General features: G+C 61.4%; 13 protein-coding genes. 9 read left to right on the forward strand and 4 right to left on the reverse strand.

All coding sequences use genetic code 11. From position 1 onward, the window contains the following. Positions 1-94: 94 nt before the first annotated feature. The 8 genes from hflK (TX23_RS08875) (at position 95) to cfaB (ending at position 9268) form a co-directional block, all read left to right on the forward strand. Complete coding sequence (gene hflK, locus TX23_RS08875) at positions 95-2020, forward strand: protease modulator HflK (protein ID WP_057701869.1); 1926 nt, start codon at positions 95-97, stop codon at positions 2018-2020. 9 nt (positions 2021-2029) lie between these two features. Further along, positions 2030-3025, forward strand: a complete 996-nt coding sequence (gene hflC, locus TX23_RS08880; protein WP_167346928.1) for a protease modulator HflC — start codon at positions 2030-2032, stop codon at positions 3023-3025. Next, positions 3022-4056 carry a protease modulator HflK gene (hflK, locus tag TX23_RS08885; protein WP_057701871.1) on the forward strand — a complete coding sequence of 345 codons (1035 nt, stop codon included), beginning with the start codon at positions 3022-3024 and terminating at the stop codon, positions 4054-4056. Before hflC ends, hflK (TX23_RS08885) begins: the two co-directional genes overlap by 4 nt. Further along, on the forward strand, positions 4053-5939 hold the full coding sequence (locus TX23_RS08890; RefSeq protein WP_057701872.1) for a cation-translocating P-type ATPase: 1887 nt from the start codon (positions 4053-4055) through the stop codon (positions 5937-5939). The genes hflK (TX23_RS08885) and TX23_RS08890 overlap by 4 nt, the downstream gene beginning before the upstream one ends. Before the next feature lie 116 nt (positions 5940-6055). Further along, positions 6056-6307, forward strand: a complete 252-nt coding sequence (gene bufA2, locus TX23_RS08895) for a BufA2 family periplasmic bufferin-type metallophore (RefSeq protein WP_057701873.1) — start codon at positions 6056-6058, stop codon at positions 6305-6307. Positions 6308-6371: 64 nt separating this feature from the next. Beyond that, positions 6372-7217, forward strand: a complete 846-nt coding sequence (gene bufB / locus TX23_RS08900) for an MNIO family bufferin maturase (RefSeq protein ID WP_057701874.1) — start codon at positions 6372-6374, stop codon at positions 7215-7217. Beyond that, positions 7208-7996 (forward strand): HvfC/BufC N-terminal domain-containing protein, encoded by a 789-nt coding sequence (locus TX23_RS08905; RefSeq protein WP_057701875.1) that lies wholly within the window; start codon positions 7208-7210, stop codon positions 7994-7996. The genes bufB and TX23_RS08905 overlap by 10 nt, the downstream gene beginning before the upstream one ends. Positions 7997-8083: 87 nt before the next feature. After that, positions 8084-9268 (forward strand): C17 cyclopropane fatty acid synthase CfaB, encoded by a 1185-nt coding sequence (gene cfaB, locus TX23_RS08910; protein WP_057701876.1) that lies wholly within the window; start codon positions 8084-8086, stop codon positions 9266-9268. 131 nt (positions 9269-9399) lie between these two features. Here cfaB and cls read toward each other — a convergent pair whose 3' ends face one another. Continuing rightward, positions 9400-10839 carry a cardiolipin synthase gene (gene cls, locus TX23_RS08915; RefSeq protein ID WP_057701877.1) on the reverse strand — a complete coding sequence of 480 codons (1440 nt, stop codon included), beginning with the start codon at positions 10837-10839 and terminating at the stop codon, positions 9400-9402. Positions 10840-10969: 130 nt separating this feature from the next. On the opposite strand from cls, the gene TX23_RS08920 reads away from it, so the two are divergent. Continuing rightward, positions 10970-11491: a DUF3617 domain-containing protein gene (locus TX23_RS08920; protein WP_057701878.1), complete on the forward strand. Its 522-nt coding sequence runs from the start codon at positions 10970-10972 to the stop codon at positions 11489-11491. Here TX23_RS08920 and TX23_RS08925 read toward each other — a convergent pair. The 3 genes from TX23_RS08925 to TX23_RS08935 are packed head-to-tail and all read right to left on the reverse strand — an operon-like array spanning position 11488 to position 14264. Next, complete coding sequence (locus tag TX23_RS08925) at positions 11488-12825, reverse strand: dihydroorotase (RefSeq protein WP_057701879.1); 1338 nt, start codon at positions 12823-12825, stop codon at positions 11488-11490. The genes TX23_RS08920 and TX23_RS08925 overlap by 4 nt on opposite strands. A 3-nt stretch (positions 12826-12828) precedes the next feature. Next, positions 12829-13389, reverse strand: a complete 561-nt coding sequence (locus TX23_RS08930; RefSeq protein WP_005792581.1) for a gamma carbonic anhydrase family protein — start codon at positions 13387-13389, stop codon at positions 12829-12831. Next, positions 13386-14264, reverse strand: coding sequence for a metal ABC transporter substrate-binding protein (locus tag TX23_RS08935; protein ID WP_057701880.1), 879 nt, complete (start codon positions 14262-14264; stop codon positions 13386-13388). The genes TX23_RS08930 and TX23_RS08935 overlap by 4 nt, the downstream gene beginning before the upstream one ends. Positions 14265-14266 lie beyond the last annotated feature (2 nt).

Below are 14266 nucleotides of genomic sequence, written 5' to 3' on the forward strand. Positions count from 1 at the left end.
CCCACAAGGGATTCACAGCGGATTCAAAAGCGAACAAAAATTTCACGCTTCGTGTTATATCGTAACGAATTGTGTACGAGTGGGCGTTGAGTGCATGCAGGTGGATTTAGAAGCTGACGGCGCCTCCGTAGAAGGCCTGGCGCGTTTTCAGCAAGGGCTGTTCCATGCCCGTCGATTGCGCCAGGCGGGGATCAGCCTGACGACTCTGGCGATCAGCGGTTGGGTACTGGCGCTGTTCGTGGCGTTGTTTGCGCCCCTGTCGATCTGGCCGGTGGTATTGATCAACTGCGCGTCGGCCTTGCTGCTGCTGGTGGCCGGCTTGCAGTCGGCCTGGTGGGTGGCTGATTGGCGTGCCCAGGCGCTGGAGGTACCGAGCGGCGAGTTGATCGAACAACCCATGGAGCCCGCCCCCTGGCACAAGGGCCTGATCAACCGTTTCGGCAACGGCCTGCTGGCGCAGGTTGGTGCGCCGGTACTGTGGTTGGCCGGGTGGTCGTTGTTGGCGTTGATCAGCGTTATCCAGTTCTGGAACCTGGCCTTGCCTGCTGCGGCCATCGGCCAATCCGCCAGTATCGGTGCGGCGCTGGCATTGGCGCTGGCTTTTGGTTTGCTGGTGTTCGAACGCCGCCTGGCCCAGGAAACCGCCGCCCAATGGCCGGAAGCTTCACAGCTGGCGCAGTTGAGCCGGGTGGCGATTATCTGTCTGGTGCTCAGTGCCATTTGCCTGTTGTTTGCCAATGCCGAGTCGGTCTGGCCGCTGCGCCTGGCGACACTCGTCGGCCTGTTGCCGGCATTGGTGGCACTGGAGTTCCTGCTCAGGGGCGTGCTCTCGCTGTTCAGCCCGCGCCAGCCGCGCCTTGAGCCGCGCTTGATGGCGCAGAGTTTTATCGCCGGTCTGCTGCGTTGGCCGCCACAACCGTTGTTGGCGTTGCAGCATGAGTTGCACAACCGCTTCGGCATCGACCTGCGCCAGATCTGGGCCTTTACCTACATGCGCCGGGCTTTCCTGCCGGTGTTGCTGGTGGTGCTGGCGGTCGGCTGGGCGCTGACCGGCGTGCATGAAGTGCCCCTGCAAGGCCGTGGGATTTATGAACGCTTCGGCAAACCTGTCGAGGTGTTCGGCCCCGGCCTGCATACAGGCTTGCCGTGGCCGCTGGGCCGCGTACTCAACGTGGAGAACGGCGTGGTGCATGAGTTGGCGACCAGCGTCAGCGAAGCCGCCACACCGGAGCTGGCCGCAGCCGAAGGCCCGGCGCCGTTGATTGCCAACCGCCTCTGGGACGCCAGCCATGTGAATGATAAATCCCAGGTGATTGCCAGCAGCAGCGGCGATAAGCAGGGCTTCCAGATCGTCAATATGGACGTGCGCTTCGTCTATCGCATCGGCCTCACCGATCAGGCTGCGCTCGCCGCCACTTACAACAGCGCGGACATACCGACCCTGATCCGCAGTACCGCCAGCCGCATCCTGGTGCACGATTTTGCGTCGCGCACACTGGATGAATTGCTCGGGGAAGAGCGCACCAGCCTCGCCGACGAGATTGGTCGCAGCGTGCAAGCAGACCTGCACAGCCTCGACAGCGGGGTGGAGATTCTCGCCACGGTGGTTGAAGCGATCCACCCACCGGCCGGTGCCGCCAATGCCTACCACGGCGTGCAAGCCGCGCAGATTGGCGCCCAGGCGCTGATCGCCCGTGAACGCGGTGCCGCCAGCGAACAGACCAACCAGGCGCTGCTTCAAGCCAGTACCGCCCGCGATCAGGCCCAGGCCAGTGCCCGCGAAGTGAATGCCGGCGCCCAAGCAGCGAACCTGCGTTTTGCCGCCGAACAAAAAGCCTACGCCGCTGCGGGCCAAGCCTTCGTGCTTGAACAGTACCTGAGCCAACTGAGCCAGGGCCTGGCCCACGCCAAGCTGCTTATTCTGGATCATCGTTTGGGCGCCGACAGTGCGCCGACGATCGATCTGCGTTCTTTTACCTTGCCCGCCGACCCGTCGGCGCCGCGTAAAGCCGTTCAATAAGGAGTCTGTCTGTTGAGCGCTCATTCTCACGATCACGGTCATCACCATCATCACGGCCACCATCATCACCACCATGGTGATGAGCAAGCGGCCGGGCCTTTTCCCTGGCGTCGCATGGCGTGGGCGGTGTTGCTGGTGCTGTTTGCGGTGGCGGCGGCGAGCCTGGTGCAAGTGCGCTCCGGCGAGGCCACGGTGATTACCCGCTTCGGCAACCCCGCGCGCGTGTTGCTGGAACCGGGCCTTGGGTGGCGCTGGCCGGCACCGTTCGAAGCGGCGATCCCGGTGGACCTGCGTCTGCGCACTACCTCCAGCGGCTTGCAGGACGTGGGCACCCGCGATGGCCTGCGAATTATCGTGCAAGCCTATGTGGCGTGGCAGGTGCAGGGCGATGCCGACAATGTGCAGCGCTTTATGCGCGCCGTGCAGAACCAGCCGGATGAAGCGGCGCGGCAGATTCGCACCTTTGTCGGCTCGGCGCTGGAAACCACGGCGGCCAGCTTTGACCTGTCCAGCTTGATCAACACCGATGCCAGCCAAGTGCGCATCGCCGATTTTGAAGCGCAGTTGCGCCAGCAAATTGATCAACAATTGCTCGCCACCTACGGCGTGCGCGTGGCGCAGGTCGGCATTGAGCGCTTGACGTTGCCTTCGGTGACCCTCACCGCCACGGTCGATCGTATGCGCGCCGAGCGTGAAACCATCGCCACCGAACGTACCGCCGTGGGCAAGCGCGAAGCGGCGCAGATCCGCTCCGCTGCCGAGCGAGATGCGCGCATCATGCAGGCCGATGCCACCGTGAAAGCCGCCGATATCGAAGCGCAGTCGCGGGTTGAGGCCGCGCAGATTTATGGCCGCGCCTACGCTGGCAATCCGCAGCTGTACAACCTGCTGCGTTCGCTGGATACCCTGGGCACGGTGGTTACTCCGGGTACCAAAATCATCCTGCGTACCGACGCTGCGCCATTCCGCGCGTTGGTGGATGGGCCCAAGGATCTCCAGCCATGAGCGAGCGTGACAGCCCGGATAGCCCATGGATCCAGGCCGGGCGCCTGACGTTCCTGGCGCTGTACGCGGTCACCGTGTTGGCGGCGCTGGCCTGGGCCTTTTCCAATGTGCGCCAGATCGACCCGCAGAATCGCGCGGTGGTCCTGCATTTCGGTGCCCTTGATCGCGTTCAGAATGCCGGGCTGCTGCTGGCCTGGCCGCAGCCATTTGAGCAAGTGGTGTTATTGCCAGCGGCAGACCGGGTGATCGAACGCCGGGTGGAAAACCTGCTGCGTTCCGATGCGGCGCTGCAGGCCGATCGGGTGGCCAGTTTCGCCACGCCGTTGAGCGATGCCCTGGCCGGTTCCGGCTACCTGCTGACCGGCGATGCCGGGGTGGTGCAGCTGGACGTGCGGGTGTTCTACAAGGTGACCGAACCCTACGCCTTTGTGTTGCAGGGCGACCACGTGCTGCCGGCCCTGGATCGGCTGGTGACACGCAGCGCCGTGGCCCTCACCGCTGCGCGGGATCTGGACACGATACTGGTGGCACGCCCGGAACTGATCGGCAGCGACAATGGCGCCGCCGAACGCCGTGAGCGGCTGCGCGGCGATCTGGTGCAAGGCATCAATAAGCGCCTGGCCGAGTTGGCTGCCAGCGACCTGGGCCTGGGCATCGAAGTCACCCGCGTTGACGTGCAGTCGAGTCTGCCGGGCCCGGCGGTGAATGCCTTTAACGCGGTGCTGACCGCCAGCCAGCAAGCGGATAAAGCGGTGGCCAACGCCCGCACAGAAGCGGAAAAACTCACCCAGACCGCGAACCAGGAGGCTGACCGCCAGGTGCAAGTCGCCCACGCCCAGGCCAGCGAACGCTTGGCTAATGCCCAGGCGCAAACCGCGACCGTCGCCAGCCTCGCCCAGGTCAAAGACCCCGGTTTGCTGTTGCGCCTGTACCGCGAACGCTTGCCGAAAATTCTCGGCCAGGCGGGTTCCGTGACCACCGTCGATCCCAAAGACGACTCCCGTTTGATCATCCAGGGAGCCGAGCAATGAGCGCACCCATGCTGACCTCAGCCGAGCAGCGCAGCGCTGCCCGGCAATTGACCCTGGCCATGCTTGCCCTGGGGTTGCTCGTGCTGGGCCTGATATGGCGCTGGCTGGCGCCGGACCAGAACGGCGTGAGCCAGTTGCTGCTGGGGGTGGCATCGCTGTTGGTGGCGGTGCCGGTGATGCGTTCGGCCTGGTACAGCCTGCGCTTTCCGAGCCTGCACGGCATCACCGACCAATTGATCGCCCTGGCCATGCTCGGCGCCTGGGCCACGGGTGATCTGCTCACCGCCGCGTTGCTGCCGATCATCATGATCTTTGGCCATGTGCTGGAAGAGCGCAGCGTGATTGGCTCCCAGGAAGCGATCCATGCCCTGGGCAAACTCACCCGCAGCCACGCCCGTTTGGTACAGGCTGACGGAACCATCACTGAAGTGGATAACGGTACGCTGAACCCCGGCGATATCGTCGAAGTGCGCGCCGGCGACCGCGTACCAGCCGATGGCGTGGTGCTGTCCGGCCAGGCGAGCCTGGACACGGCACCGATCACCGGCGAGTCGGTGCCGTTGGAAGCCAGCGTGGGCGTGCAGGTGTTTGGTGGGGCGATCAACTTCGATGGCCTGCTGCGCCTTGAAGTGACGCGTACTGGCAACGAATCGACCCTGGGCAAAGTCATTGCACTGATGCAGAACGCCGAGCGCTCCAAGCCGCCGATCACCCGGCTGCTGGAGCGCTATGCCGGCAGCTACATGGTGCTGGTGTTGCTGCTGGCGGCCGTCACTTGGTTTGTCACCAACGATGCGCAGGCGATGCTGGCGGTGTTGGTGGCGGCGTGTCCGTGCGCTTTGGTGCTGTCGGCGCCGGCCACCGCGATTGCGGGGATCGCCGTGGCGGCGCGCCATGGGATTCTGATTCGCAGCTCGGCGTTTCTCGAAGAGTTGGCCGACCTGACCTCGTTGGTGGTCGACAAGACCGGCACTCTGACCTTTGGCACCCTGCGCTTGCAGTCCATCGAGACTACCGCGCCGGATCGCCAAAAGCTGCTGAACCTGGCAGCCAGCCTCGGTTCGGCGAGTAGTCATCCGGTCAGCCGAGCGTTGGCAGGGTTGGCGACCCAGGAGCAGATGCTGGTGCTTAGCGACATCCGCGAGCGTCAGGGCTTGGGCGTGGTCGCACAGACCGAACAGGGCGAAGCGGCGCTGGGGCGGCCGGAGTTGTTCGCACAACTGGGCATCGTGACCAGCGGTGTTCCCACCCATGATGGCCCGATTGCCGGGCTGGCGTTGAACGGTAAATTTCTGGCCTGGCTGTTGCTGGCCGACAGTGTTAAGCCGGAGGCGCGCCAGGCCCTGCAAGAGCTGCGTGACTTGGGGCTGGGCCGCCAGTTGTTGCTGACCGGCGACCGCCAAAGCGTAGCCGACAGTCTGGCGCTGAATGTGGGCATCAATGATGTGCAGGCCCAAGCCTTGCCGGAAGACAAGCTCAACCGTGTGCTGGGTGAAATCAGCAGCGGCTTCCGGCCGATGGTGGTGGGCGATGGCATCAATGATTCGTTGGCGCTCAAGGCCGGCGTGGTCGGCGTGGCGATGGGCGCGGGTGGTGCTGATATCGCCCTGGCGTCGGCGGATGTGGTGTTAATCGGCAGCGATTTACGCCGCCTGGGCACCTGCGTGCGCTTGAGCCGCCAGTGCCGGCAGACCTTGCAGGTGAACGTGATCATCGGCCTGGGCTGGACGTTGGCCATCGTGGTGTTCGCAGCCTTTGGCTGGTTGGGGGCGGCGGGCGCCATGATTGCGGCGGTGCTGCATAACCTCAGTACCTTGCTGGTGCTGGGTAATGCCGGGCGTTTGTTGCGCTTCCAGGAGCCGCTGTTAAAGCTCGATGAATAATTTCAGAAATATCTGCACACGGATGTAACGCTGATAGGGGCCCTCACTCTAGTGACGTGTCGAGACTGAACAATCCGTTTGGACCGACTTCACCACTGATCATGAGGAATACAACGATGAGCATTAAATCCGCTGCTGCTGGTGCCGCCCTCGCGATGGCTGCCGCCACAATGTTTGCCGGTGTGGCCACCCAGGCACACGCAGCCGATGCCACTGTGCATTGCTATGGCGTCAACGCGTGTAAAGGCCAGAACGACTGCAAGACCAAAGATCACGCGTGCAAAGGTCAAGGCGCCTGCAAAGGCCAGGGCTTTCTGTCCATGAGCAAGGCGATGTGCGACGAGAAGGGCGGTACCGTCGGCGAGTAACGGCAACCGAGTGCAACCGCAGCGATCACCCCCGTCGCTGCGGGCACTTTTCCTGGAGCGTCTTATGCCCACTTCTTTTTCGAGTCTCGGTTACGGCCTGGGCCTGCGCAGTGAGTACTACCAGCAGATCCTCGAACAGTCGCCGGCTGTGGACTGGTTCGAAGTGATCTCCGAGAATTATTTGGTGCAAGGCGGCAAAGCCTTGTACTACCTGGATGCGATAGCCGAGCGTTACCCGCTGGTAATGCACGGTGTGTCTTTGTCCATCGGTGGGCCCCATGCCCTCGATATCGATTACCTGAAGCAAATCAAACAACTCGCCGAGCGCATCCAACCGGCGTGGATTTCCGATCATCTGTGCTGGAGCCGCGGCAGCGCCCACCAGTTGCATGACCTGCTGCCGTTGCCTTACACCGAAGAAAGCCTCTATCACGTGGCCGGTCGTGTGCGTCAGGTGCAGGATGTGTTGCAGCGCCCGCTGGTGCTGGAAAATGTCTCCAGCTATGTGCGCTCCAAGGCCGATGAATTTACCGAGTGGGAGTTCCTCAACGCGTTGGCGCACCTGAGCGGGTGCCAGTTGCTGCTGGACGTGAACAATGTGTACGTCAGCTCGCGTAACCATGGCTTTGATGCCTGGACGTTTATCCGCAACCTGCCGCCCGAGAGCATTCGTCAGCTGCATCTGGCAGGGCATATGGACTACGGCGACTATGTGGTCGACACCCATGACCATCCGGTATGCGACCCAGTGTGGGCGCTCTACCAACAGACCCTGGAGCATTTAGGGCCGGTGTCGACGTTGTTGGAACGCGATGATCATTTCCCGCCGTTCGAAGAGTTGCTCACTGAGTTGAACAAGGCCCGCGAGCTGGCTGCCAGCGCTTTGGCCAGGAGGTCGCTATGCGCCTGATCGACTGGCAATTGGCTTTTGAAGAGCATCTGTTAACTGAGACTTGTGCTGCCAACAGCAGCTTTGCCGCCACCTTGCAGGGAGGGCCGACCCTGGATGTGGACACTGGCCTGGCGATTTACCACAACGCTTATCTGTCGCGATTGAAGGACGTGCTGTGCCATGACTTCAGCGCTATCCGATATTGGCTGGGTGATGATGAGTTTTGCGCGCTGAGCGAAGCCTATGTTCGTCGTTACCCCTCGGCCCACTACAGTCTGCGTTGGCTGGGTGAGCGCTTTTCGATGTTTATCCTTGAGCACTGGTTCGCAGAACAAAGTGCGCCGCTGGCTGAATTGGCGCGCCTGGAGTGGGCGTTTACTTTGGCCTTCGATGCTCCCCAAGGTACGCCGCTGACCGTGAATGACATGGCGCAATTGGCGCCTGGGGACTGGCCGGCACTCCAGGTAAGCCTGGCGCCTTCAGTGCAGCATTTGCTGTGCCGTTTCAACACGGTAGGGATCTGGCGAGCCAGCAAGGATGAGTCGGATTTCCCTGGCAGCCAGGCGCTGGACCCAGTGCAAATCTGCCTGGTATGGCGTCATCAGAATGTGTGCCACTACCGCAGCCTGGAGCCTGACGAGGCCTATGCGTTGGCAGGAATGGCCACTACCGGCTGGAACTTTTCAGAACTGTGCGCAGAGTTGGCAGTCACTTATTCAGAGGGTGCGTCGCTGCAAGCGGCCACATGGCTGAAACAGTGGATCCAGGACGGTTTGCTCGAACTCCGAGCCCCATAGAGAGGTGCTATTAAATCGATAGCCTCCTACTTTGTCTTCGGATGGTCTACCCTCACTCCAGACGTCTGAAACAAGGGGGGATTACTCATGCTCGCGCAACTTCCACCGGCCTTACAGAATCTTCAGCTACCGCTGCGTCTTCGACTCTGGGACGGCCATGAATTCAACTTGGGCCCTGAGCCCAGTGTAACGATTGTGGTGAAGGACCCCACGGTCGTGTCCCAACTGACCCATCCGACGCTCGATTCACTGGGCGAAGCCTTTGTCGAAGGAAAACTGGAGCTGGAAGGCTCCATTACCGAAGTGATCAGGGTCTGTGACGAGTTGAGTCACGCCCTGGTCGATGACGACGAAGGCAGTCGTCCAGTACGCTCGATCCACGACAAGGCCACCGACGCGGCGGCCATTTCTTACCATTACGACCTGTCCAACGAGTTCTACCAGCTATGGCTGGACCAGGACATGGCGTACTCCTGCGGGTATTTCGAAACCGGCAGCGAATCCATCGATCAAGCCCAGCAAGACAAATTCCGTCACCTGTGTCGCAAGCTACGGCTGCAGGCGGGCGAGTATCTACTGGATGTTGGCTGCGGGTGGGGCGGGCTGGCGCGGTATGCGGCACGTGAATTCGGGGTCAAGGTGTTTGGGATCACCTTGAGCAAGGAACAGCTGGCGCTGGCCAGGGAACGGGTGAAAGCCGAGGGCCTGGAGGACCAGGTCGACCTGCAATTGCTCGACTACCGCGACCTGCCTCAGGACGGCCGCTTCGACAAAGTGGTGAGTGTGGGCATGTTCGAACACGTCGGCCACGCCAACCTGGCGCAATACTGTCAGACCCTGTTCGGCGCGGTACGTGAAGGCGGCCTGGTGATGAACCATGGTATTACCGCCAAACATACTGATGGTCGCCCGGTAGGCCGTGGCGCCGGGGAGTTTATCGAGCGCTATGTATTCCCCAATGGCGAACTGCCGCACCTGGCCATGATGACGGCCGAGATCAGTGAGGTCGGGCTGGAAGTGGTGGATGTCGAAAGTTTGCGTTTGCACTATGCCCGCACGCTGGACCATTGGAGCGAGCGCCTGGAAGACAACCTGGAAGCAGCGGCGAAGATGGTGCCGGAGCAGGCGCTACGTATCTGGCGGCTGTACTTGGCCGGGTGCGCTTATGCGTTTGCCCGAGGCTGGATTAATTTGCACCAAATATTGGCGGTCAAACCCCATGCCGATGGTGGTCATGAACTGCCGTGGACACGGGAAGACCTCTACCGCTGATCACGCTCAAAACTGTAGGAGTGAGCTCGCTCGCGAAAAACGTCAACGATAACGCGTACTTGCTGAATGAACGCGGCGCCTGTGAGTTTTTCGCGAGCAAGCTCGCTCCTGTATTGGTTTTGTATTGGTGGTTAGAGGATCGGTGAGATCAAACGGGCCACGCGCATTCCCAGCTGTTGCAGGCGTCGCGTCTGGAAGCTCTCTTCCTGGCTGACTTCATGGGACAGGGCGAAATCATCCAGCAGCATATGTTCAACCTGGCTGGCGAAAGCCTCATCCACGGTCAGCAACATCACTTCGAAATTGAGCCGGAACGAACGGTTGTCCAGGTTGGCACTGCCAATGGCGCTGATTTCGCTGTCCACCAATACCACCTTCTGATGCACAAACCCGGGCGTGTAGCGAAACACCCTTACGCCTGCGCGTACCGCTTCGATGGCATACAGGCTGGACGCCGCATACACGACGCGGTGGTCGGGCCGTGACGGCAGCAACAGGCGCACATCCACCCCACGCAACACCGCAAGGCGCAGTGCAGCGAATACGGCTTCGTCGGGGACGAAGTACGGGCTGGTGATCCAGACCCGCTCGGTCGCTGCATGGATGGCCTCGACGAAAAACAGCGAGCAGGTTTCATAGGGGTCCGCCGGGCCACTGGCGAGCAGTTGGCAAAGCACGCCGTCTTCGGGGTAGGCGTCCGGCAGGATCAGCGGCGGAAGTTGCCGCGCCGCCCAGAACCAGTCTTCGGCAAACGACTCCTGCAGGCACGCCACCACGGGGCCTGTGACCTGTACATGGGTATCGCGCCATGGCGCCAGCGGCGGTTTTTTGCCCAGGTATTCATCGCCTACGTTATGCCCGCCGACAAAGCCGGTGATGCCATCTACCACCACGATCTTGCGATGGTTGCGAAAGTTGACCTGGAAACGATTGAGCCAGCCGCTGCGGGTGGCGAATGCTTTGACCTGTACCCCGGCGTCGCGCAGCGATTGCACGTAGCGATGGGGCAGGGCGTGGCTGCCGATGCGGTCGTACAGCACGTAAATGGCGACGCCCTGGGCGGCCTTTTCCTTCAATAGCACCTGTAACTGGCGGCCAAGCTCATCGTCATGAATGATGAAAAACTGGAACAGCACGGCGGTCCTGGCGTTGCGAATCGCCTCGAAAATCGCGCCGAAAGTGGCCTCGCCATTGATCAACAGGCGCACTTCATTATTGGCCAGGCACGGCATGCGACCGAGCTTGGGCATGGCTCGCAGGGAGGCATAGGCACTGGAGTTACGCGCCGCGAGCGCTTCCTCAACCCACGGGCGCCAATTGAGTTCGGCGATCGCCGTGTGCATTTCCTGGTTGGCCTGGCGACGGGCCTGGATGTACGCGTCGAAGGTGCTGCGACCGAAGATCAGGTAAGGGATCAGCGTCAGGTAAGGCATGAACATCAGCGACAAGGCCCAGGCGATAGAGCCTTGGGCAGTGCGGACGGTCAGTACCGCATGGATCGCGGCGAGTGACCCCAGAACGTGCAGCGTGGCAATGAAGTAGGCGAGCAAGTGCGGGCCAAAGAAATCCATGAACGACATTACTCCAGGCAGTCCAGTGCGTAACAGACCATGAACCGCTGCGAATGTCGCTATTTTATTTGCCATGCAACACTGGCCGCTTTGCGACGTCTAACACGCACAATTACCCAGGAGTTACCCGATGAATGCTCGTCTGCTTGGTTTGGCCATGGTTGTTGGTTTGTCGCTGCCGATGGCGGCGCAGGCGCAGATGCTGGCGCCGGGCTTGTGGGAATTGACCACCAGCAATATGAAAGTCGATAACCAGGACCTGCCCGACCTGTCGCTGATTCTCGGTCAGCTCAAACAACAGATGACCCCGGAACAGCGCGCCATGCTCGAAAAGCAAGGCATCAACATGGCCGGTAAGGGCGTGCAGGTGTGCCTGACTCCAGCCCAGGTTGCCTCCGATTCCATTCCCCTGACTGACCCGCAATCGGGCTGCAAGCAGGAAGTGACTGACAAGACCGGTAACCAATGGAAGTTCCGCTTCAGCTGCCCCAAAGCCCAGGGCACCGGTGTCGCGACCTTCCAAAGCCAGAAGGAATTCACCACCACCGTCAACGGTACGTTTAATGCCACGGGCATCCAGCAGAAGGGCAGCCTGGACAGCCACGCTCAGTGGCTGGGCAACGATTGCGGTACGGTCAAACCCCGCGCTTAACGCAGAAAATGCAGGGGCAAGCCCTGGCAGCTGTCGACCACCTGGCCGTTGTGCCAGGCCAGGTGGCCGGACACCAGGGTGGTGCTTACGCTGTGACGAAAGCTGCGCTCTGCAAAGGGTGTCCAGCCGCAGCGGGCGAGAATCGGTTGGCTGCTGACCGGTTTGCCCTGAGGCTCGGGTTTGATCAGTACCAGGTCGGCCCAATAGCCTTCACGTAAGTAACCGCGATCAGGAATGGCAAACAGGTCGGCCACGCGATGACTGGTTTTCGCCACCAGTGTGGTCAGGGGCAAATGCCCGTCGGCCACCAATTCCAATAACGCCGGCAGGGCATGTTGCACCAGGGGCAAACCCGACGGTGCTTCGCGATAGCCAAGCTGTTTTTGCGCCCAGGTATGCGGCGCATGGTCAGTGCCAATCACATCCAGACGATCACTTAATAACGCCAGGCGCAGTGCGTCGCGGTCGGCGCGTGTCTTGATGGCCGGGTTGCATTTGATCTGGTGGCCGAGGCGGTGATAGTCGCGGTCGTCGAACAGCAGGTGATGCAGGCAGACTTCGGCGGTGATGTGCTTTTCGGCCAGGGGCTTGTCTTCGAAGAGCGCGAGTTCGCGGGCGCTGGTCAGGTGCAACACGTGCAGGCGTGTGCCGTGACGCTGGGCCAGTTCCACGGCAAACGATGACGAGCGATAACACGCTTCGGCATCGCGGATCAGCGGGTGAGCGACAGCGGGGATGCGCTCGCCAAAGCGCTCGCGCAGGCGTTGCTCGTTGGCCAGGATGCTCGGGGTGTGTTCACAATGCGCGAGCAGAATGGTTGGCACCTGGGCAAACAGACGTTCCAGAATACGTGGGTCGTCCACCAGCATGTTGCCGGTGGAGGCGCCCATGAATACTTTGACCCCGGCCACTTCACAGGGGTCGAGGGCGGCGACAATATCCAGATTGTCGTTGCTTACGCCGAAGTGAAAGCCGTAGTTGGCCACTGAGTGCAACGCAGCACGGCGCTTCTTATCGGCCAGGGCTTGCAGGTTCAAAGTAGCCGGGTGGGTGTTGGGCATGTCCATGTAGCTGGTGATACCGCCGGCCACCGCGGCGCGGGATTCGCTGTAGAAACTGCCTTTGTCTGGCGCGCCGGGTTCACGAAAATGCACTTGGTCATCGATCATTCCCGGCAGCAACCACTGGCCTTGGGCGTCGATTTCCATCGGCTCGTTGGTGCTATCAATGCTGGCGGCGATCTTCTCGATACGGCCATTGGCGACCAGCACGTCGGCGTCGAATATCTGGCCCTCGTTGACCAGGCGGGCGTTGCGAATCAGCAGGCGGCTCATGGTTCAGAACTCGTTTTGCAAGGCTTTGTAGCCGCGCACCAGATCGACGTTGGTGCGCGCTACGTCTTCGGAAAATTCCGAGGCACTGACACTCACCGGCGGGAATTGCGACAAGTCGGTGTTGGGCCCGATGCGAGTAGTGGAGGGTACGTAGAAGGCGGCGGGCAGGTCGCGACCGTCGACCACCGAGTTGTGGCGCACCACGCAACCATCGCCGACGGCGCAATTGAACAGCACACTGTTGAAGCCGATGAACACGCGGTCGCCGACCGTGCAGGGGCCATGGACGATGGACCGGTGGGCGATGGAGGTGAATTCGCCAATGGTCACCGCCGCGCCGGACTTGGAGTGGATCACCACTCCGTCCTGGATGTTGGAGTTGGCGCCGATGGTGATCGGGTCCATGGCGCCGCTGGCGTCGACTTCGTCGGCGCGGATCACAGCGTAGGGGCCGACGAAGACGTTCTCGCCGATGATGACCTTGCCGCAGATGATCGCGGTCTTGTCGACGTAGGCCGATTCGGCAATCACCGGCAGGTCGCCGGAAGGGTTTTTACGGATCATGGTTTGCTCAACGCTGCGCACAGGGTATTGAGGTTGTATTCGAACAGCCCGATAAAGGTGCTGGCCGGGCCTTGCGCGGCAAGGGCGTCGGAGTACAGCGTGCCGCCGATCTGCGCGCCGCTTTCATCGGCAATCTGCTTGAGCAGGCGTGAGTCCTTGATGTTTTCGATGAACACGGCTTTGACCTTGTCTTTGCGGATCTGGGTGATCAGCGCGGCGACTTCGGCAGCCGAGGGGTCACGCTCGGTGGACAAGCCCTGGGGCGCGAGGAACTGGATGCCATACGCCTGGCCCAGGTAACCGAAGGCATCATGGGACGTGACGATGCGGCGATTGCCCGACGGCAGCGCAGCGAACCGGGTCTTGGCCTCGGCCAGCAGGCTGTGGATTTGCTTCAGGTAAGCCTGGCTGTTACGCAGGTAGTCGCTTTTGTTGGCAGGGTCTGCGGCCACCAATGCCTTGGTGATGTTGCTCACATAAATTTCGGCGTTGGCCAGGTTGTGCCAGGCGTGTGGGTCGGGAATGGTTTCGCCGTCTTCGTCCATGGTATGGGAAATCACGCCTTTGCTGGCGGTGACGACCGTAGCGGTGGTTTCGGTGCTGGTGACCAGGCGATCCAGCCACGGCTCGAAACCCAGGCCGTTCTTGATGATGACTTTGGCCTTGAGCAGCGCCTTGGCGTCATCCGGCGTGGGTTCATAGGTATGAGCGTCTGCGTCCGGGCCGACCATGTTGCTGATCTGAATATGGTCGCCACCGATCTGGTGGGTGATGTCATCGAGAATACTGAAGCTGGTAACTACCTGGAGTTTGTCGGCGGCGTGAGCCATCGACAGCGGCAGCAACAGACTGAACAACACGAGAAGAGCGCGCATCG

Origin of the sequence: Pseudomonas paralactis (assembly GCF_001439735.1) — a bacterium.
In the GTDB taxonomy this organism is placed as follows: domain Bacteria; phylum Pseudomonadota; class Gammaproteobacteria; order Pseudomonadales; family Pseudomonadaceae; genus Aquipseudomonas; species Aquipseudomonas paralactis.